The organism is Bacillus sp. AFS037270, from assembly GCF_002585305.1.
The window spans coordinates 1-22,627 of sequence record NZ_NUNF01000024.1; the positions used below are offsets into that span (position 1 = coordinate 1).

Annotated in this window: 17 protein-coding genes; all 17 read left to right on the forward strand. The window is 39.6% G+C overall.

Annotated features, from left to right (window positions below; translation table 11 throughout):
- Positions 1-113: 113 nt before the first annotated feature.
- A complete protein-coding gene (locus tag COD92_RS12420) occupies positions 114-1,220 on the forward strand; it encodes a Gfo/Idh/MocA family protein (RefSeq protein WP_098531743.1) in 1,107 nt (368 codons plus the stop codon).
- A gap of 78 nt (positions 1,221-1,298) precedes the next feature.
- Positions 1,299-2,090 (forward strand): Nif3-like dinuclear metal center hexameric protein, encoded by a 792-nt coding sequence (locus COD92_RS12425; RefSeq protein ID WP_098531744.1) that lies wholly within the window; start codon positions 1,299-1,301, stop codon positions 2,088-2,090.
- A 341-nt stretch (positions 2,091-2,431) separates the two neighbouring features.
- Positions 2,432-3,358, forward strand: a complete 927-nt coding sequence (locus tag COD92_RS12430; protein WP_255286733.1) for an ABC transporter permease — start codon at positions 2,432-2,434, stop codon at positions 3,356-3,358.
- 14 nt (positions 3,359-3,372) lie between these two features.
- Entirely contained in the window at positions 3,373-4,245 is an 873-nt protein-coding gene (locus COD92_RS12435; protein WP_098531745.1) for a carbohydrate ABC transporter permease, read from the forward strand.
- Between the two features lie 60 nt (positions 4,246-4,305).
- A complete protein-coding gene (locus COD92_RS12440) occupies positions 4,306-5,964 on the forward strand; it encodes an ABC transporter substrate-binding protein (protein ID WP_098531746.1) in 1,659 nt (552 codons plus the stop codon).
- A gap of 194 nt (positions 5,965-6,158) precedes the next feature.
- Entirely contained in the window at positions 6,159-6,854 is a 696-nt protein-coding gene (locus tag COD92_RS12445) for a DUF624 domain-containing protein (protein ID WP_098531747.1), read from the forward strand.
- A 15-nt stretch (positions 6,855-6,869) separates the two neighbouring features.
- Entirely contained in the window at positions 6,870-7,925 is a 1,056-nt protein-coding gene (uxuA, locus tag COD92_RS12450; RefSeq protein ID WP_098531748.1) for a mannonate dehydratase, read from the forward strand.
- A 66-nt stretch (positions 7,926-7,991) separates the two neighbouring features.
- Positions 7,992-10,109, forward strand: a complete 2,118-nt coding sequence (locus COD92_RS12455; protein WP_098531749.1) for an alpha-glucuronidase family glycosyl hydrolase — start codon at positions 7,992-7,994, stop codon at positions 10,107-10,109.
- Positions 10,110-10,156: 47 nt separating this feature from the next.
- Positions 10,157-11,530 carry an MATE family efflux transporter gene (locus COD92_RS12460; RefSeq protein ID WP_098531750.1) on the forward strand — a complete coding sequence of 458 codons (1,374 nt, stop codon included), beginning with the start codon at positions 10,157-10,159 and terminating at the stop codon, positions 11,528-11,530.
- A 320-nt stretch (positions 11,531-11,850) separates the two neighbouring features.
- On the forward strand, positions 11,851-12,852 hold the full coding sequence (locus COD92_RS12465) for a Gfo/Idh/MocA family protein (RefSeq protein WP_098531751.1): 1,002 nt from the start codon (positions 11,851-11,853) through the stop codon (positions 12,850-12,852).
- A gap of 185 nt (positions 12,853-13,037) precedes the next feature.
- Positions 13,038-14,018: an aldo/keto reductase gene (locus tag COD92_RS12470; protein WP_098531752.1), complete on the forward strand. Its 981-nt coding sequence runs from the start codon at positions 13,038-13,040 to the stop codon at positions 14,016-14,018.
- A 221-nt stretch (positions 14,019-14,239) separates the two neighbouring features.
- Positions 14,240-15,850 (forward strand): glycoside hydrolase family 43 protein, encoded by a 1,611-nt coding sequence (locus COD92_RS12475; protein WP_098531753.1) that lies wholly within the window; start codon positions 14,240-14,242, stop codon positions 15,848-15,850.
- A gap of 28 nt (positions 15,851-15,878) precedes the next feature.
- Positions 15,879-16,940 carry an NAD(P)-dependent alcohol dehydrogenase gene (locus COD92_RS12480; RefSeq protein ID WP_098531754.1) on the forward strand — a complete coding sequence of 354 codons (1,062 nt, stop codon included), beginning with the start codon at positions 15,879-15,881 and terminating at the stop codon, positions 16,938-16,940.
- A 42-nt stretch (positions 16,941-16,982) separates the two neighbouring features.
- Positions 16,983-17,459, forward strand: coding sequence for a VOC family protein (locus tag COD92_RS12485; RefSeq protein ID WP_098531755.1), 477 nt, complete (start codon positions 16,983-16,985; stop codon positions 17,457-17,459).
- Between the two features lie 213 nt (positions 17,460-17,672).
- Complete coding sequence (locus COD92_RS12490; protein WP_098531756.1) at positions 17,673-18,368, forward strand: SDR family NAD(P)-dependent oxidoreductase; 696 nt, start codon at positions 17,673-17,675, stop codon at positions 18,366-18,368.
- A gap of 27 nt (positions 18,369-18,395) precedes the next feature.
- Complete coding sequence (locus COD92_RS12495) at positions 18,396-19,049, forward strand: ThuA domain-containing protein (RefSeq protein ID WP_098531757.1); 654 nt, start codon at positions 18,396-18,398, stop codon at positions 19,047-19,049.
- Between the two features lie 114 nt (positions 19,050-19,163).
- Positions 19,164-22,583: a glycoside hydrolase family 2 TIM barrel-domain containing protein gene (locus tag COD92_RS12500; protein ID WP_098996375.1), complete on the forward strand. Its 3,420-nt coding sequence runs from the start codon at positions 19,164-19,166 to the stop codon at positions 22,581-22,583.
- Positions 22,584-22,627: the final 44 nt, after the last annotated feature.

The following is a 22,627-nucleotide window of genomic DNA, read 5'->3' on the forward strand; positions in this document are numbered from 1 at the left end:
AGTCAAGAGAGGCTATTGACTACCGAACAAGAATAAAAAAAGCCTCGAGGGTAGTCAAAGGACACTATCGACGACTAAGCATAAATTTAAAAGTGGAAAAAGGAGCGAGAAACATGGATCGAAATGATGGGATGAATTATGCACCAAAAGGATTGGTTAAAAAGGTTGTCGTTGAGCCGGGAGTGTTTCAATTTGCTGCCATCGGTTTGGATCATGGTCATATTTACGGGATGTGTAACGGCTTAATCGAAGCAGGAGGCCAGTTAGTGGCGGTGTATGATCCAGATCCGAAAAAAGTCCAAAACTTTATCACAAAATACCCTGAAGCAAACATCGTTTCATCGGAAGAAGAGATTTTTTCCAATCCTGACATTAAACTAGTTGCCAGTGCCAATATTCCATCTGAGCGAGGACCATTGGGCCTCCGTGTCCTTGATCATGGCAAACACTATTTTACGGATAAGCCTGCGTTTACCACATTGGAGCAAGTGAAACAGGCAAGAGAAAAGGTAGCAGAGACAGGTCTTAGATGGGGAATCTATTATGGTGAACGCCTGCATTCTGAAAGTTCGATCTTTGCCGGTCAATTAATTGAAGAAGGTGCGATTGGGCGAGTTGTCCAAGTCATTGGAACGGGCCCGCATCGTGCCAACCCTAAGAGCAGACCTGGCTGGTTTTTCGATCCTGAATATTATGGCGGCATTCTTTGTGATATTGGAAGTCATCAAATTGAACAATTCCTGCAATTTACAGGCGCAAAAGATGCAAAGGTACTTCATAGTAAAATTGCTAACTATCATTTTAAACAGTATCCGAAGTTTCAAGATTTTGGGGATGCCACATTAGTAGCCGATAATGGGGCCACCTTCTATTTCCGCGTCGATTGGTTTACACCGGATGGTCTTGGTACATGGGGAGATGGGCGGGTCTTTATTTTAGGAACAGATGGTTATATTGAAGTACGGAAGTATATCGATATTGCCAGAGATTCCAGAGGAGACCAGCTATATCTAGTAAATCATCAGGGAGAAAAACACTATCAATTATCTGGTCAAGTTGGCTGCCCGTTCTTTGGCGAATTCATCCTTGATTGCCTAAACGGTACCGAAAATGCGATGACCCAAGAACATACCTTTAGAGCGGCTGAATTATGTATTGAAGCCCAGGAAAAGGCAATTTGGGTAGAGTCAGCAGAGTCCCCTTTAGTCACAAAAAATTAAAGTTAAATTGTTAGAAAGAGTTGTTTGGAACATGGCAACTCTTTCTACAAAAAGATTATTTTTGAAAGAAGGGTAAAAATGGCGATCTCCGTTCAAGATGTCTTAAATAAATTAATAGAGCCAGTGAATAAAATTCCCAACACTGTAGACACGCTCAAGTTTGGTGATCCAAACATGGAGGTAAAAGGAATCGCTGTAACGTTTATGGCAACGCAACAGGTCATTGAACAGGCAATCAGCTTAGGGACCAATCTTTTGATTACCCATGAGGGTCTATTTTACAGCCATATGGATGAAACAATAGTGGAAGAATCCAAAGTTTATCTTGAAAAGCGCCGGTTCATTGAAGAGTCCGGAATAGCCATCTATCGTTTTCATGATTATATACATAGGTATCAGCCTGATGGGATTATGGTTGGGCTGATTGAGGCATTGGGTTGGAAAACCTATGTAGAAAAAAATCACCCGGCATCAACCATTGTAAAAATTCCTTCTATGTCAGTGAGGGAAATTGCTGAGTACGTAAAGGGGAAACTTGGAATCGAGTTTGTCCGTACGGTAGGGAATTTAGAGGGACCTTGTACTCGTATCGGCTTGTTAGCCGGATATCGAGGAGGAGGGGCTTTATCTATACCGCTCTTCGAGAGGGAGGAACTTGATTTAATTATTTCAGGTGAAGGGCCTGAGTGGGAGACTCCAGAGTTTGTAAGGGATGCTGCCTATCATGGAAAACAAAAAGCATTAATGGTTCTAGGACATGCCGAAAGTGAAGCACCTGGTATGAAGTATTTGGCAGAATGGATCAAAACTATTTTCCCAGGGATTCCTGTTCATTTCATACCAGAAAGGCCACTTTTCCAAGTAGTTTAAAAAGCACTAATTTAAAAGATAATAAAAATGTAATAGATTAATAAAAAAATTGATGGATTTTGTCTGAAACCGCTTGCACCTATAAAATAGTGGTGTTAAAATGATTATAACATAGTTTGTATGACGAACAAACAAACTGGATATATCACATTTAACCAGCAGAATTCAAATAGGTATAAATTTCAGTTTAGATAGTTTGTAGGATAGACGAACTATGTTGTAAGTAAATGGAAATATAGCATTCTTTCTATATCTATTAAGCAAGACCTTTTAAAAAAATATAAGGAGGGAATTCATTGAAGCAAGTAGTCGAGGTATCAAAGCAAACACAAGAACTCCAAGTGCCCCTTATTACCACTCCTAAAAGATCATTGGTACTAAAAGCACTTAAAAAAGATTGGCAGCTGTATTCTCTACTTGTTTTACCAATCATTTATCTCGTGATCTTCAAGTATATACCGATGATTGGTAATATTATTGCCTTTAGAAGATTTATTCCCGGAGGAAATATTTTTGGGGAAGAGTGGGTGGGTCTTCATTACTTTCAAATGTTTGTAGGAGACGCGGCCTTCTGGCAGGTATTTAAAAACACTTTAATTACCAGCAGTTTAACGTTACTTTTCTGTTTCCCTGCTCCGATTATTATTGCTTTATTGTTAAACGAAATCAAATCAAAAAAGTTCAAAAAGTTTGTTCAGACCGCTTCTTACTTACCGCACTTCCTATCGGTTGTTATTATAAGCGGAATGATTTTACAGTTAACCTCCACCAGTGGTGCAATCAATTCATTGATTCAACTCTTTGGCGGGAAGCCTATTCTTTTTATGCAAGATCCGCACTGGTTTAGACCCGTATATGTTGCCTCAGAAGTTTGGCAGACGATGGGTTGGGGAGCCATTCTGTATTTAGCTGCCCTTACAAATATCGACGATTCTTTATATGAAGCAGCCAAAATTGATGGAGCAAACAGATGGAAACAAACCATTCATATTACGATTCCAGGAATTCTTCCAACGGTTATTACACTACTAATTCTGAATATTGGAAATCTTATGGCGGTAGGCTTTGAAAAAATCTTATTAATCTATAACCCATTAAACTTTGAAACTTCGGATGTTATTTCTACCTATCTTTTCCGGATTGGTTTACAATCGAGCAACTTTAGTTATGCGACTGCAATTGGCTTGTTTGAATCCATCATTGGATTGATCTTAGTCTTTTCTGCCAATTTTCTATCGAAAAAATTTACAGACAATGGATTGTGGTAAGGGAGGAAAGACCAGTGAAGGAAACGGTACAGTACAAAATATTTAAAGTCATTAATGTGCTTATTTTGTTATTAGTTATATATGTGACATTATTTCCCTTTTTAAATGTCGTTGCTCAGTCATTTAGCGGTCAAGCGGAAATTAACGCCGGTAAAGTAAATTTGATACCAAAAGGGTTTAACCTTACAACCTATCAAACCATCCTGCATGACAAAACATTTTGGACCAGTTATCGGAATACCATTGTTTATACGGTTCTAGGTACCGTGATCGCAATGGTTATGACGACCACATTTGCTTATGTTTTGTCGAAAAAGCGGCTTATGGGTCGTAAGTTCTTTACCTCCATGGCGATTTTCACGATGTTTTTTAGCGGTGGATTGATACCGAACTATATCTTAATTAAAAATCTTGCCTGGACCAATACAATCTGGGCGATTGTTATCCCTGGTGCAATTAGTATCTTTAATATGCTAATCATGAAATCTTTTTTCGAAGCAATGCCTGAGGAACTGGAAGAAGCAGCCTCAATTGATGGGTCGTCAACTTATGGAACATTTCTAAAAATCATCTTACCGTTATCAAAACCGATTTTAGCTACTATGGTCCTGTTCTATGCGGTGGGGAACTGGAATTCATGGTTTGGGGCATTCCTTTATTTGGATCAGTCCGATAAGTTCCCAGTGACACTTTACTTGAGAAATCTTTTGGCGGGAGCAACATCCGGTCAATCAGCTGGTGCTACTTCTGCGGATGATTTGCAACAAATTGGCGCAAATATTAAGGCAGTAACAATGGTATTAACGGTATTGCCAATATTAATGGTTTATCCGTTTGTGCAGAAATACTTTGTTTCCGGCATCATGCTTGGATCTGTTAAACAATAACCTGGATGCAACTTATTTACATAAGTTCATTATAAAAACATTAAAAGTGGGGGAACTCCAATGGCAAAAATTTTAAAAAAGTTAGCTTTTTTAGTTGCAATTGTTACCGCTCTCAGCAGCTTATTGGCTGGATGCAGCAGTGATAAAAGCTCTAGCACAACTGCCTCAGCTCCTAAAGATAAGGGAGTTGCCATGGCAGACTATGGCGTTGGAAAAACATTTAAAGCAACAAAACCAATTTCATTTACAACGATGTACAATGATGCTGCATGGTATGCCTATAAAAAGGATTGGCTGCTTTGGAGTGAAATCACGAAGAGAACGAATGTTACTTTGAAACCAACAGTTGTACCAATGAGTGATTACGCTCAAAAAAGAAGTTTATTAATTAGTTCAGGAGATGCTCCGCTCATTATCCCTAAAACATACCCAGGTCAAGAAACGCCATTTGTTTCTTCTGGTGCGATTTTGCCAATTAGTGATTACGTGAAATACATGCCTAACTTCATGGATAAAGTGAAAAAATGGAACTTACAGCCTGAGATTGATAATTTAAGACAAGCTGATGGTAAATATTATGTACTTCCTGGTTTACACGAAGAGGTATGGCCAGATTACACACTAGCTGTAAGAACAGATATTTTTGAAAAGAATAATATTGCTATTCCAAAAACATGGGATGAATTTGAAGCAGCATTGAAAAAATTAAAAGAAATTTATCCTGATGTAACGCCATTCTCCGATCGCTGGAGTACGACCGGATCCGTTAGTCCGTTGGGTGCTTTATTGCAATATGCCGCTCCTACTTTTGGTACCGTTGGCGGCTGGGGCACATCAAACTATGTGACCTTTGATCAAAACAAAAATAAATTTGTATTTGCTGGTGCATCAAAAGAATATAAAGAAATGCTAACTTACTTTAATGGACTTATTAAAGAAGGCTTGTTGGACAAAGAAAGCTTATCACAAAGTGACGATCAAGCCGTTCAAAAATTTGTAAACGGTAAGTCATTTGTTATTAGCAGTAACTCTCAAGAAATCGTTACGATGCGTAATAGTATGGACAAAACGCTAGGAGCAGGTAAATACTCTATTGCGAAAATCGACGTACCTGGAGGTCCAAAAGGAAACGTAATTGCTGGATCAAGATTAGAAAACGGAATCATGATTAGTGCTAAAGCAAAAGATGATCCGAATTTTACTACTTTGCTTCAATTTATTGACTGGTTCTGGTATAGCGATGAAGGAGAAGAATTAGCTAAATGGGGCGTTGAAGGCACAACATATAAAAAGGAAAATGGTAAACGCGTTCTTATGCCAGATGTTAACTTCCTTGGCCTAAACCCTTCCGGAAAGAAAGATTTACGTGTTGACTATGGTTTCGGAACTGGTTCATTTGCATACGGTGGTACGACAGATTTACTTCAATCCACAATGAGTGAGGAAGAAATTAAATTCCAAGATAGTATGCACCAAAATAAAGAAGTATTGCCTGTAAATCCTCCATATCCGATGAGTGCAACTGATCAAGAACAAGCAACACTTATTTCTACACCATTAACGGATACGGTAAAACAAAATACAGCGAAGTTCATTTTAGGTACTCGTCCATTATCTGAGTGGAATGCTTATGTATCTGAATTAAAAGCTAAAGGTATGGATAAATATTTAGATATGGTTAATAAAGCCTATAAAGATTATCAAAAGAAAAATAAGTAATTAGATTAAGTGATTGTGTGATACTGCCTGTAATATTTTTAAAAAGAATTGCAGGCAGTTGTCATATCCGTCACTAAAAACAAAATGATCATATGTGATGGTTGTGGAGAGATAGGTGACTTCTCACGTTCACAACCATTTTTCTCTATTAGAGAAATATCAAAATCAAAATGAACTTGATAGGTGGATTTTTTATGAGAAAAAGAGAGTTTGGTGAAGGAACCTTATTTTCAGTAACAAATTATATCTATTGGCTATTAATGACAAATATTTATTTTGTCCTTTGTAATATCATTTTCCTATTCTTTTTTATGACGCTAGAACCTACTTTTTCCAATATTACGATTTATTTTATCGCTCTAATCCTGACAGGACCTTCCGTTTCAGCACTGTTTTATTCAATGGGAAAACTAATCCGGGAAAAGGAACTTTCTCCATTAAGAGATTTCTTTCACGGATATCAAATAAATTTTAAAGATACCATGCGATTTTGGCTGCCGCTTCTTCTGGTTCTATATATCCTTTTTGTTGACTTGCAATACTTTAATTCAAATCCATCAGTACTTAATCATATTTTATCAGTAGTTTTTTTCATAGGAATTATCGTTACGCTGATTTTTATGATGTATGCATTTTTAATTAATGCAGGCTTTAACTTTAGATTGAAAGATATTTGGAAACTATCCGTTTATTATAGCTTTAAAAAAGTAAAGGTTACCTTTGGAAATATCAGCATCGTTATTATCACTTTATTTTTAACAACGATTACTTCAAATTTTTTCATCCTATTTACGGCAAGTGTAGTTTGTTATGTATTTTTACTTAATAGCAGGGAAGTTCTCGAAGACCTAAAAGTGAACTTTTGTAAACCGAATGAGAGTGCGAATTAACGGAGGGATATAAGAATGAAGATAGGATTTAGATGGTATGGTGTGGGCAATGATTCTGTAACCCTAAATCATATTAAACAAATACCAGGCGTAGAGACGATTGTTTGGGCGCTTCACGATATGCAGGCCGGAGAAGAATGGCCGTTGGATCGAGGCCTAGAAGTAAAACGACAGGCAGATCAATATGGTTTTAATATCGATGTGGTAGAGAGTGTTAACGTACATGAGGATATAAAGCTTGGTTCTCCCACCCGGGACCAATACATAGAAAACTATAAACGTACAATTGAAAAGCTGGCTAAAGTGGGGGTAAAGGTCATCTGTTATAACTTTATGCCTGTTTTTGATTGGATAAGAACTGATTTATATAAAGCCCATGAAGATGGTTCAACTGCCCTTTTCTATGAAACTTCAAAAGTTGATGACATTGACCCAATGGAATTGGTGAATAAAATTGCGATGAACCCTGATTTCACCATGCCAGGCTGGGAGCCTGAGCGATTGGAGAACATTACCACTCTATTTGAAGCCTATAAGAATGTAACAGAAGATGACTTATTCAATAATTTGCAATACTTCCTTGAAGCCATTATTCCAGTCGCAAAAGAACATGATATCAAAATGGCGATTCACCCGGATGATCCACCATGGTCTGTATTTGGATTACCGAGGATTGTAACCAATCAGGAAAATATCCGACGGATTTTAAAGCTTGTTGACAGTCCATACAATGGGGTCACACTTTGCAGTGGGGCATTAGGTTCAAGCCGCAGCAATGATGTGGTTGCCATGGTTCGGGAATTTGCGGAGCGAATCCCGTTTGCCCATGTTCGCAATGTGAAAATCTATGAAAATGGTGATTTTATTGAAACCTCTCACCGAACACAAGATGGTTCAGTAGATATAGTTGGAATCATGAAAGCCTATCATGAAAGCGGCTTTAAAGGATACATCCGTCCGGATCATGGCCGGCATATATGGGATGAACAATGCCGGCCTGGATATGGTCTATATGATCGGGCATTAGGCATCATGTATTTATTAGGCGCTTGGGATGCCTTAAATCGATAAATAGTAGAGTAATTGATCCTCAATTACTTACGCTAACACTCATTTCAATATGGAGGAGGACTAATAATGAACACCACAATTGATAACACTCAAAATAATGTAACGGAACAATATAAAGTCCATCATAAAGAGAGCTATGCCGCATGGCTGCAATACCAAAAAATAGATGATGGAGCATTGGTGGAAGAATACCAAAAATGGGCTTCTACTATAGTAAGTCTTGCAGATTCCATCGTAATCCAATCTGCACAAAACGAACTTATGACAGCCTTTTCGTCCATGTTAGATTTACAACCGGAAATTTCATCGGGTATTAAAGCAAAAAAAAGCATTGTGTTAGCGACCAAGAAGGAAGTAAATTTGTTAGACGACAAGATCGATATTGATTTTGATTTTGATCAAATCAATGAAGATGGTTACATGATTAAGACTGTCAACACGGAAGAAAATAGCACCATTTATCTAGTAGGTAAAAGAGATGCAGGAGTATTATATGCCGCTTTTCATCTAGTAAGGCTCATGCAGAATCGAGAGAAATTAGATAATTTAAACCTAGTGGAATCTCCTAAGAATCAATTAAGGATGATTAACCAGTGGGATAACATGGATGGAAGTATTGAACGAGGTTATGCAGGGAAATCTATTTTCTACAAAGACGACGTATTCTCTGAGGAGCTAAACAGGATTCAGGATTATGCTAGATTACTGTCTTCTGTTGGGATAAATGCTATTTCTATTAATAACGTAAATGTTCATCAAGTCGAAACCAATTTAATTACAAGAAGCTTACTTCCTCGAGTAGCGGATGTTGCCAGTATTTTTAGAGCTTACGGAATTAAAACATTCCTAAGTATTAATTATGCAAGTACAATTCAATTGGGCGATTTGGACACGGCAGACCCATTAGATCCTGAGGTGAAAGACTGGTGGGAAAATAAGGCGGAGGAAATATATCGCTTTATCCCTGATTTTGGAGGATTCCTTGTAAAAGCAGACTCCGAACACCGGCCTGGCCCATTTACCTATAACCGTAATCATGCAGACGGGGCTAATATGCTTGCCGAAGCGTTAGAGCCATTTGGCGGGTTAGTCATTTGGAGATGTTTCGTCTATAACTGCCTGCAAGACTGGCGTGATCGCTCAACAGACCGGGCGAGAGCCGCTTATGACCATTTTAAAACACTAGACGGACAATTCCATGAGAATGTCATTTTGCAAATTAAAAATGGACCAATGGATTTCCAAGTACGTGAGGCCGTTTCCCCGTTATTTGGAGCGATGCCGCAGACGAATCAAATGATGGAATTTCAAGTGACCCAGGAATACACCGGACAGCAAAGGCATCTTTGTTACCTAGTTCCCCAGTGGAAGGAAATTCTTGATTTTGACACCTATGCAAATGGTGAAGGCTCACCCGTCAAGCAGGTTGTCGATGGTTCAATGTTCCCATACCGTTATTCAGGTATCGCAGCCGTTTCAAATATTGGCAATGACTACAATTGGACTGGACATACATTAGCCCAGGCAAACTTATATGGCTTCGGCCGGTTAACCTGGAATCCAGATCTTGAAGCAGAAACGATTACAAATGAATGGATTGATCAGGCGTTTGGCCAAGATGAGTTGGTTAACGAACAGATCAGTCACATGCTCCTGAAATCATGGGAAATCTATGAACATTATACTTCCCCACTTGGAGTAGGCTGGATGGTGAATCCGCATCATCATTATGGACCAAATGTGGATGGCTATGAATATTCGGTTTGGGGTACCTATCATTTTGCTGATTGTCATGGCATTGGGGTTGATCGAACGATCCAAACAGGCACAGGGTACACGGCACAGTATTTTAAAGAGAATACGGAAATGTACGAATCCCTTGATACCTGTCCGGATGAATTATTGTTATTCTTCCACCATGTCCCGTATACACATAAGCTTAAATCCGGTGTAACCGTCATTCAACATATATACAATACCCACTTTGAAGGGGTTCAAGAAGCAGAGGAATTAAAGGAAAGATGGACAACGTTAAAGGACCGGATAGATTCCGAGCGTTATGAAGATATTTTAAATAGATTAGAAGAACAAGCAGCACATTCAAAAGAGTGGCGGGATATCATTAACACTTATTTTTACAGAAAATCAGGCATTGCCGATGAACAAAATAGAAAAATCTATTAAAACTATGTGTTAATGTTTTCTACCTTCATGTCAAAGGTGGAACTGTAATGGGAATTGCAAAAAGCCAGGGAGCGGCGCCACAAATAAGTTTACTTAGGTTAACATGGCCAATTTTTATTGAACTTTTTCTTCAAGTCATTATGGGCAGCACGGATACCATCATGCTGTCCCATATCTCTGATGATGCAGTAGCCGCTGTCGGGGTGTCGAATCAACTAGTTTTCTTTACCATCCTCATCTTTAATTTTGTTTCAATGGGGACAGCTGTGGTCCTCTCCCAATACTTGGGAGCGGGTTTACGTGAACAGGCAAAAATCGTGACGACCATGTCAATCAAGCTAAATTTCATCATGGGTTTAATTATTAGTATCATCATGGTCAGTTTTAAAGGTGAATTTTTGGCATTCTTTCATCTTCCGGAACATCTTGCAGGTTTGGGAAAGCAGTATCTTTCCATTGTTGGAGGAACTCTTGTTATACAGGCATTATTGCAAACGGTATCCTCTATTTTAAGGGCGAATGGCTACACGAGAGATGCGATGTTTGTGTCAATGTTCATGAACGTGATTCATTTAGCCATCAATAGTATTTTGATTTTTGGTCTATTGGGATTCCCTCAACTGGGCGTAAAAGGGACAGCTATCTATACAGGAATAAGCAGGACAGTAGCCCTACTAGTGATCCTCTCGATTATGTATAAACGGATCCCACTGAATATCAAATTAAAGGATTATCTAACAAGTGATCGGATACAAATAAAAAAAATCTTAAAAATTGGTATACCCGCTGCTAGTGAACAACTGTGCTATAACGCCAGTCAGTTGGTGATAACATCCATGATCGCTGTTCTGGGTGCTGCCGCCTTAACCACCCGTGTTTATACACAAAATGTCAATTCTTATATTGTTTTATTTGGCTTGGCCATGGGTCAGGGAACACAGATTTTAATAGGTTATAAAGTAGGGGCCCGTGATTTTGATGGTGCCTATCGCCAATTATTAAAAAGCTTAAAATATAGCTTTACTCTCACCTTTGGGATTGCCGTACTTATATGTTTCTTCCGGGAATCCCTCCTTTCAATTTTTACAGATAATAAAGAGATTATTTCCATGGGAAGCAAATTATTATTGTTTTGTTTCATTCTGGAGCCGGGCAGAACGTTTAACTTAGTCGTGATTAGTTCACTAAGGGCAGCTGGTGATACAACCATCTCCGTTAAAATGGCTGTTATCTCCATGTGGGGGATTTGCGTGCCGCTAGCTTACTTCTTAGGAATTCATCTCGGAATCGGACTGCCGGGTATTTGGATCGCCTTTATTGTGGATGAGTGGGTTAGAGGGATTACCATGTTCTTTAGATGGAAAAGCAGGGTATGGGAGAAAAAAGTCTTGGTTCAAAATCAAGTATCACCAACTGCCTAAAATGAATAATTGACAATTTCTCCAGTCTAAAAAAGGCGGAGTTCTTTTATGGAAGCAGGTAAAAAATTAACGGAAAAGAGATATATTAGAAGGAACATATTAAGACATGAAGAATATTTAAGCTGAGTCTACTTATTTTGCTAGCTAGAGTCAGGCTTAATATCTATTTATTTACTTTATTTAGACATCCAACAAACATAGTGATTTTAAGTGGAAATTTGATAAGGGGATGTTCATCAAAAAAAGCACTGCAAGTACCCAATATTCAGTTAGGAGCATGTTCATAATTTCATAAGTTTGTTGAATAGGAGGAAATTAGAATGAAACAGAAGCTGCGCTGGGGAGTCTTAGGATGTGCCAATATTGCCATCCATTCTGTTATTCCAGCTATTAAAAACTCTGAAACGAGTGTGGTGCTTGCGATTGCCAGCCGCGGTTTAGAGAAAGCCAGAAAGACGGCTGCTGAATTAGGCATTGAACGAGCATACGATAGTTATGAAGCGCTTTTGGAAGACCCTGAAATCGACGTGGTTTACATTCCCCTGCCAAATCATTTGCATAAAGAGTGGACAATAAAAGCGGCAAAAGCAGGAAAGCATGTTTTATGTGAAAAGCCGCTGGCGCTAAATCAGGAAGAAGCTAGAGAGATGGTTGGGGCATGCAAAGAGGCTGGGGTGAAACTGGGCGAAGCATTTATGTACCGCTATCACCCTCGATATGAACGGATTAAGGGAATTTTAAAATCCGGAGAAGTAGGAACTATTCGCGGACTGCATGGAACCTTTACCTTTAATAATGCAGCAGACAAAGACAATGTCCGCTACCGTGCTGAATGGGGAGGAGGGTCCATTTACGATGTCGGCTGTTATCCGATTAGTGCAGCAAGATATTTGTTGGAGCGGGAACCAGAAGCGGTTACCGTACAAACATTTTTCTCACCCGAACATGATCATGTCGATATGATGGTATCTGGCTTAATTGAGTTCCCTGAAAATGTTGGAGTAACCATTATGTGCGGCATGTGGGCTCATTTTCAAAATACCCTTCAAATTATAGGGACAAAAGGAAAAATAGATATTCCAAACGCCTTTATCGTGAATTCCGATTTAGGGGGGGATTTTACCGTTACCGTAGATGGGGAAACACGAAAGGTACCTAGTAAAGAACTTAATCAGTATACCATCCAGGTGGATGAATTTGCCCAAACTATTCTTGACGGCACATCACTACGTTTTCCATCGGAAGATACTATCAAAAATATGAAAGTCATCGATGCCTGTTTATTATCCGCAAAAAATAAACAGCGGGTGTTACTAACTTAAAACTGGAATTTCATTTGTAAGGGATATCAACCATAGATGAAAAAAATTAAGATTAAAGGACTGGACAAAGCTTGTTCGTTCATATCAGGAGGCTCACCGAACCGCCCGCGGAAAGCGAAGCGCCTGGAACGGAAATCAACAGACTAGTTTAAGACAGACATCTTTTTAAATAAGGAGGAACCAAAGTGGAATATACTGCATTAGGAAGAACCGGATTGAAAGTTAGCCGCTTATGTCTAGGAACCATGAATTTCGGGGTAGATACGGAAGAAAAAGAAGCATTTCGAATCATGGATGCGGCGTTGGATGCAGGGATTAACTTTTTTGACACAGCCAATGTTTACGGCTGGGGCGAAAATGCCGGAAAAACAGAGGAAATCATTGGCCGCTGGTTTGCTCAGGGAGGCGGCCGCAGGGAGAGAGTCGTCCTTGCCACAAAAGTATATGGAGAGATGCACAATCCGCTAGAGGGTCCGAACAATACTCCTGGATTATCAGCAGTTAAGATTCGCCGACACTTGGAGGATTCACTGCGCCGTCTTCAAACCGATCATATTGAACTCTATCAAATGCACCATGTAGACTGGAATGTGAGCTGGGCTGAAATTTGGGGAGCATTTGAGATGGCTGTTCAGCAAGGAAAAGCCGGATATATCGGGGCAAGCAATTTTCCGGGCTGGAAACTAATGGAGGCGCAAAAAGAAGCTGAATCACGCCATTTCCTTGGGCTGGTTTCTGAGCAGCATAAATATAACTTAAATTGCCGTCTTCCGGAATTGGAAGTGTTACCTGCCGCACAGCATTTAGGGATTGGAGTGATTCCTTGGAGCCCGCTTGATGGTGGACTGCTCGGAGGAAATGCTTTAAAGAAGCAGCCTGGAACAAGAAGCGGCAGAGACGTTGGAAGAATCGAAAAGCACCGAAGTCAATTAGAACAATTTTCTGGTCTTTGTAAGGAGCTGGGGGAAAGAGAAGATACGGTTGCATTAGCATGGCTTCTTGCAAATCCTGCAGTAACTGCGCCTATTATTGGCTGCCGAACAATGGAGCAGTTTGAGCAATCGCTCCGCGCAGTTGAAGTGGTATTGGATGAGGAAGTATTAAAGCGTTTAGATGAAATATTCCCTGGACCTGGTGGACGGGCACCAGAGGCATATGCTTGGTAATCTTTGAGAAGTTTAAGTAATACAAGGAATCTTTTAATGGGCCGTTTTAAAAGCAGAGCTTAATCTATATTTTTGAATACGGTCCATTACAGGTTTTATTTTTCTTAATATTTTTTAAATAGACTTAGTTTGTTGATTACGCAAACAAAGTTATGGATGATATAATAAAATTAGATTTTTTTATAGACGTAGTGATTCTATCAACTTAGGAGGAGATTAAAGTGTCTTTCGTTACGAATCCGATCTTGCCAGGGTTTAATCCGGACCCTTCCATTGTAAGAGTCGAAGATGATTATTATATTGCAACTTCCACTTTTGAATGGTTTCCCGGGGTACAAATTCATCATTCACGAGATTTAAAGAATTGGAGATTACTACCCCATCCATTAACACGTAAAAGTCAACTTGATATGCTTGGGGATCCGGATTCTGGAGGAGTATGGGCTCCATGCTTGAGCTATGATAATGGAACATTCTACTTAATCTACACAGATGTGAAAAGTCATATTGGACCATTTAAAGATACCCACAATTATCTCATTACTGCTAACGATATTATGGGCCCATGGTCCGAACCGATTTATTTAAATAGCAGTGGGTTTGATCCATCCCTTTTTCATGATGACGATGGGAGAAAATGGCTTGTAAATATGGTGTGGGATCATCGAAAAAATAAAAATTCTTTTGGAGGCATCTTACTTCAGGAATATTCCCCAGAGGAGAAGAAATTGATTGGACCGATCCATAATATCTTTAAAGGAACAAAGTTAGGATTAACAGAAGCCCCTCATTTATATAAGCACAATGACTATTATTATTTGATGACTGCTGAAGGCGGGACAAGATATGAGCATGCGGTCACAGTGGCCCGCTCCAAGTCATTATTCGGCCCATACGAGGTTGACCCCACAGGACCAATTTTGACTTCGTCTGGCAAACCGGAGCTTGAACTTCAAAAGGCTGGACATGCCAGCATCGTCCATACACAAACAAATGAGCTGTATTTAGTTCATCTAACAGGACGCCCTCTGAAGCCTTCGATGAACTGTAATCTTGGCAGGGAGACAGCAATTCAAAAAGGAGTTTGGACCGAAGATGGATGGCTCAGGCTTGCTAATGGAACTAATAGTCCGGATGCAAAAGTGGAACTTCCTTCATTACCTGAATGCCCTTTTGAAAGAGAGCCTGAAACCGATCATTTTGATGGGGAAGAACCAAGCATTCATTTTAGTTCCCTTCGAGTACCATTTACAGAAGAATGGGTTTCTATCAAAGAGAGACCAGGTTATTTAAGATTAAAAGGAAGAGAATCGTTTAGTTCTTCACATAGACAAAGCTTGATCGCCCGCAGACAGCAGGCCTTTTCGGTATCAGCTGAGACTGTTGTGGAATTTGAACCGGAAACTTTTCAGCAAATGGCCGGACTTGTTTACTACTACAACAGTCGAAATTACTACTATCTTTGGATAAGTCATGATGAAGAGCTAGGCAAATGCATTGGGATTATGGCCAGTGACCAGGGTGTCTACACAGAGCCGCTTGTAACTCTTGTTTCAATAGACGGTTGGAACCAAGTATTCTTAAAAGCCGATATTCATTATGAGGAGCTGCAATTCTACTTTTCTGAAGACGGTATGAATTGGACTAAAATCGGACCAGTCTTAGATGCTAGCAAAATATCTGATGATCATGTGGAACTAAAAAAGGGCGGTACATTACTTGACCAGGGATTTACAGGCGCATTCATTGGCGTATGTGCCCAAGATTTAAGCGGAAGGAAGAAACAAGCTGATTTTGACTATTTTACCTACCGTGAGCGAGATGAAAAATAAATCTATTTGCGAGAAAGGATAAAAGATTATGACAACGGGTTTAATGAATGCCGCAGTGATGGCAAAGCCACTCGATATTGAAGTAAAACAAATCAACATTCCGGAGCCCAAGGAAGATGAAGCATTAATCAAAGTGTATTGCATTGGTGTCTGTGGTTCGGATGTCCATTATTATGAACATGGAAAAATCGGCCGTTATGTGGTAAAAGAGCCTATTATTCTAGGACATGAATTAGCCGGAGAAGTTGTAAAGGTAGGAGATTCTGTTACCAATGTATCCGTTGGTGACCGAGTAGCAGTTGAACCAGGAGTAACTTGTGGCAGATGTGATTATTGTAAGTCGGGAAGATACAACTTATGCCCTGATGTTGTGTTTTTGGCCACCCCGCCGGTTGATGGTGCTTGGGCTGAGTATATCACCATTCGAAGCGATATGCTGTTTAAATTGCCAGACACCATGAGTTTTGAGGAAGGTGCATTGCTTGAGCCGTTATCAGTAGGGTTTCATGCGATGAATCGTGGAAAGGTGACACAAGCAGATCGCGTATTTATCAGCGGACTCGGTCCGATTGGCTTACTTGCCATTCAGGCAGCTAAAATGTTTGGTGTTACGGAGATTTATGCAAGTGATGTGGTTCCTTTCCGTAGAGAACTTGCTTTGGAAATGGGAGTAACGGATGTGATTGATCCGCTTAATGAAAACGTGAAAGAGCGGCTTGAAGAACTAACTGGTGGAAAAGGTATTACCGTAGTTGTGGAATCATCGGGTAATCAAAGGGCCATATCGGATACCGTAAAAGTTGTTAATCGGGGCGGCAGAATTGTTTTCGTAGGAATGCCGACGACGAACGAAATTCCCCTTGATGTCAATCAATTAATTGATGGAGAAATTGATGTATACGGTCTTTTCCGCTATGCCAACACCTATCCTGCAGCTATTCAGGCACTAGGAAAATCTGATTGTAATATTGAAAAGATTATCACCCATAAATATGCACTTTCTGATATTCAAGAAGCAGTTGAAATGGCGAGGACACAAAAGGATACCAGTATCAAGATTATGATCTATCCAGACAAGAAAAATGTATAAGTGGCTGTACCAATTTAAATATCAGAAATGAGGGGGATTTTTATGGCTAATAACGATCAAGTTGCAGAGAAAAATATACTCGGTACTAATGTAATTGCTCAAATTGGAATTCTTGTTCATGATATTGAAAAAACCAGTCAAGCGTATGCTGATTTCTTTGGTGTGAAAAATCCGGGCTGGAGTCTTACTGACACGGTGGATAAAGCCGAGACTGAATATAAAGGGGATTCAACCGAAGCACGTGCCAAACTTGCCTTTTTTGATATGGGTTCTCTTCAATTAGAATTAATTGAACCAGATCAACATCCAAGTACATGGAGAGAATATCTCGACGAGCATGGTGAAGGTCCGCATCATATTGCTTTCATCATAAAAGGGATGAAAGAGAAAATTACTCTGATGGAAAGAAACCAAATGCCTTTAATGCAAAAAGGCGAGTACACCGGAGGAAGGTATGCATACATGGATACCTTTAAGGATTTAAAAATTATTTTAGAGCTATTAGAAAATGACAATTAAAGGCTCTTTTCGTAACCTTTGTTGCCTTTGGACCTTATAAAGGACCTTTTACTTAGTTTCAGGGCAATTTTCGCAAAGGTTCTTACGAAAAGATGCCCACGATACATCTAGTTATACAGTTTGATGAACATATACGAAAAACAACAAATTTATTCGAAAATAGCCTAATTAAAAGAAACTCCCTATTAAATTTTGCAGGCAGGTGATTATAAGATGAGGATTTTGGTTACAGGTGCCAATAGAGGATTAGGATTAGCGCTCGCCAAATTTGGGGCAGAAAAAGGCCATCATATTGTTGCAGGAGTTAGAGATCCAGAACAAGGAAGAGAAAAATTATCTGATCTTGAATTCTCAAAGTCTATTACAATTGTTCCATTAGATGTGACAAAGGAAGATTCTGTTATACAAGCTGCCAATTTTGTAAAAGAGCAATTTGGAACCATTGACGCCATTATTAATAATGCTGGAATCCTGTTGGGACGGGATAAAAAAATAGAAGATTTAGACCTGGATCAAGTTCAAGTTTCCTTTGATATCAATCTGTTTGGTCCAATGAGAGTCGTCAAACATTTCCTTCCTTTAATGTTATTGGGCGACAGTTCATCAATCATCAATATTTCTTCTGAAGCAGGAAGTATTGAAAGCGCTTATGGTGGAGATTATGCTTATGCTGCATCTAAAACAGCCCTTAATATGTTTACTCAACAACTTAGTAAATATGTGAATGGGAAAAATATTCAGGTTTATGCTGTTCATCCTGGATGGATCAAGACAGATATGGGTGGGATAAATGCCCCAGGAAATCCTGATGATACAGCAAAAGGAATTTACGATCTTATTGAACAAAGACCGGCAGTTGAAAGCAAATACGTGTTTATCGATTATAAAGGAAACCCTATGCCTATTTAATTAAACAAATCTTGTGAGGGATAACGAATGGTTAAATTACTGGCAATTTTAGGAGATTATTATCATCCGGCAGAGTGGGCTAAAGAGTCGCTTGAGGAAGCGATTCGTGCCAATTTTGGAGGTGAAGATGTTCAACTCGTTTTTGGTTCCTATGAAACATTAAAAGATGAGCTTTTAGACCAGCCAGATGGGGTCGTTCTTTTTAAGGAAAATCGCTTAAACCCTACGGATGAAATAGTGAGGGATTGGATGACAGAGGGTCTTGCTTCAGAGATTACTAGATATGTATCAAATGGCGGAGGCTGGTTGGCTTGGCACTCTGGATTAGCTTCATATCCTTCTGAAAGCGGATACACAAAGATGTTAAGAGGATCATTTCTTTATCATCCAGAAAAGCATCAGGTCGTAAAGTATACTACCGTAGAAAAAGATTCCTTCCTTCCTGGTCCTTCTTACTTTGAGTTTTCGGATGAACATTATTTCGTCCAGTGTAATGAGGCAAATACCAATGTCTTTTTACGATCGGAATCCATTGATGGCCAAGCTGTGGCGGGATGGTCACATTCTTTTGGAGAGGGAAGGGTATGTTGTTTAACACCCGCCCATACTAAACATGGTCTTATGAATCAAGAATTTTTGAACGTTTTGGGAAGCTGTATCAATTGGATTGCCTCTAAGTAAGCTTGCTAAAATTTCGTTAAAGAATCAAATAGAGCTGGCCAAACAAGCCAGCTCTATTTAAAAACAAACCTTGTAATTTCAGGTAAATCTAGTAAGAGGTGAGTAAACCTAAACATGAATAAAAAAATACTTTTTAATGATGGCTGGGAATTTACAAAAAGCGGTCTTGACGTGACTGATAGTACCGGTCTAACATTTGAACCTGTTGATTTGCCCCATGATTGGCTTATCTATAATACTAGAAATCTATATGAAAACAGTATCGGATGGTATCGTAAGAGATTTACCTATTCCAGAGAAGGCAAACAGGTCCTCTTATCCTTTGATGGTGTGTATATGGATTCTTCGCTTTATGTAAATCAACAGTATATAGGCGAATGGAAGTATGGATATTCATCATTCGAACATGAGATCACAGACACCCTTGTGGAAGGGGAAAATGAAATTCTCGTCAAAGTGGTGCATCAAAGTCCGAATAGCAGATGGTACTCGGGTGCCGGTATTTATCGGAATGTCTGGTTAAAAACAAGAGAAGTAAACCAAATTGTAACGGATGGCATTTACATAACAACCAAACAGAATGGGGATAGCTGGCAGGTAGAAGTAGATACTGAATTGAACCTTGCTGAAGATGTGCAGCTCACTCATACGATTATGTATCAGGATAAAATCATTGCCTCATCTTCAGAGAAGATTGCTGTAGGAGGTCATTCCCGTTTACATAACCAACAAATGCTATTGGTAGAAAATCCGAAGGTTTGGAGCATGGATGAGCCAAATATTTATCAGCTGATTACTCAATTAACGCTCGTTGATACAGTTGAAGAAGTCGAATCTGTTTCACAGAATATTGGATTTCGGACCATTACCCTAGATCCCGAACAAGGTTTTAAATTAAACGGTAAAAAGATGAAATTAAATGGGGTTTGTGAGCATCATGATTTAGGGGCCTTAGGAGCCGCTTTTAATAAAACAGCCTTAAAGAGAAGGTTTCATATATTAAAAGAAATGGGTGTTAATGCCATCCGAACAGCCCACAATATGCCGGCCAAAGAATGGATGGACTTAGCCGATGAGATGGGGTTCCTGATTGTCTCGGAAGCTTTTGATATGTGGGAAAGATCCAAAACAACTTATGATTACGCACGATTTTTTAAGACTTGGGCGGCTATTGATGTAAAAAGCTGGGTCATGCGTGACCGGAATCATCCAAGTCTTTTGATGTGGAGTATTGGAAATGAAATATATGATACTCATGCAGATGAAAGAGGGCAAGAAGTAACTAGAATGCTCATGGATGAGGTGCGAAAATATGATCCAAACGAAAATGCCAGGGTAACCATTGGATCCAATTATATGCCGTGGGAGAACGCACAAAAATGTGCCGATCTGGTGAAGGTTGCTGGTTATAACTATGCAGAAAAATATTATCAAAAACATCACGACGAGCATCCGGATTGGATTATCTATGGCAGTGAGACCGCCTCTGTCGTTCAAAGCAGGGGAATCTATCATTTCCCTTTTGAAAAATCAATTTTGGCAGATGATGACGAACAATGTTCCGCCCTTGGAAATAGTTCAACGAGCTGGGGGGCAAAGTCAGCAGAGGCCTGTATTCTAGCCGAGAGGGATACACCTTTCTCACTTGGCCAATTTATTTGGACAGGGTTTGATTATATCGGGGAACCTACACCGTACCATACGAAGAACTCTTATTTTGGTCAGATTGATACGGCTACTTTTAAGAAGGATTCCTATTACATTTATCAATCAGCATGGACAGATTACAAGACAAAGCCGATGGTTCATATTTTGCCTTATTGGGATTTTAATAAAGGACAAATGATTGATGTACGAGTCTGTTCGAATGCACCGAAAATTGAACTTCAATTCAATGGGAAGACCATCGGAACCCATGAAATCGACCATGTAAATGGGACACAGCTTGTTGGCTGGTGGAAGATTCCTTACGAAGAAGGGGAATTAAAAGCGATCGCCTATGACGAAGCAGGCAGCATCATTGCAACAGATATTAAAAAATCATTTGGAGATGCAAAAAACATCAGTTTGAACGCGGATAAGAAACAGCTAATCGCAAATGGTACAGACTTAATTTTTGTCGAAATTAGCATGGAAGATGAGAATGGCACTCCAGTGGAGAATGCCAACAATCGGGTGCGTGTGGATGTGACCGGAGCTGGCCGCTTGATGGGCCTTGATAATGGGGACAGCACCGACTATGACCAGTATAAAGGGGTAAGCAGAAGATTATTCAGCGGCAAGCTAATGGCCATCATCGGAGCGACACTAGAACCCGGAACGATTCAGCTTAAAGTTTCTTCCGAAGGTTTAGAAAGCCAGAAAGTAGAATTTGAGGCTTTACCAGTAAAAGATGACCCAGTCGAAGGGATTTCTGCAGATACGAGGAACCAGGACCTGCCGATTGTTATGGGCATGAGCGAAGATATCCCTCTTCGTAAGATTGAAATCATCAGCGAAGACGGACAAGTGTTTGATGCATCACAAAAAGAGAGAATTGTTCGAGCAAGATTTTTCCCAGAAAATACTTCTTACCGTGAAGTAGAGTGGAGCGTAGTCAATGAAACTGGGATTGAGTCGAATATTGCCGTAGTAGAAGCGTTTGGCCAGGAAGCAAAGATTACAGCATTAGGAGACGGGGAATTCCGCGTTCGTTGTACCAGTAAGAATGGTACGGACAAAACGAAATTAATCTCTCAGCTGGAATTTACGGTAGAGGGTCTTGGCACTGCCTATAAGGATGCTTATGGATTTATCTCTGCAGGACTCTATGATTATAGTAAAGGCGAAGTTGGAAACGGAAACGAAAGAGGAGTTGCTACCGCTAGAGATGGTGAAACACAGGTAGGTTTTCGAGGAATTGACTTTGGGACGTATGGTTCAGATACGATAACGATTCCGATTTTTGCCTTATCAAGCGAAGAGTATTCCTTGCAGATTTGGGAAGGAATGCCTGATGAAGCTGGAAGCGAATTAATAGCGGATGTCATCTATCAAAAAGAATCCAAGTGGAATGTCTACCAAGATGAAACGTATCGCTTGTCCAAAAGACTTCGAGGCATCACTTCCATTTGTTTTGTCCTCGATAAGAAGGTCCATATTAAAGGATTTTCTTTTGAAAAGAAGAATAGAGCCTTTGAAAGAAATCTCGCTGCCGAAAGTGACCATATCTATGGGGATACGTTTACAGTAAAAGAAACTAACGTTGAAGGAATCGGAAACAATGTTTCACTAGAGTTTGAACAGCTGGATTTTACCAGTGAAGGGTCTATGAAACTTGTGATTTTTGGCAGGTCGCCGATTGACAAAAATACCATTCATATTCGCTTTGCTAACGAAGCAGGTGAATCCAATCAACTCGTCGAATTTACGCAATCGGATAACTATGAAGTGCGAGTTTTTGAAATGGAAAGAATCACTGGAATACAAAAAGTGACCTTTATCTTCCTGCCGGGAAGCAATTTTGATTTTGGCTGGTTCCGTTTTGAAAGATAGAGTATTACTTACTCGAATTTTTTAGTAAGTCATTTTAATGGATG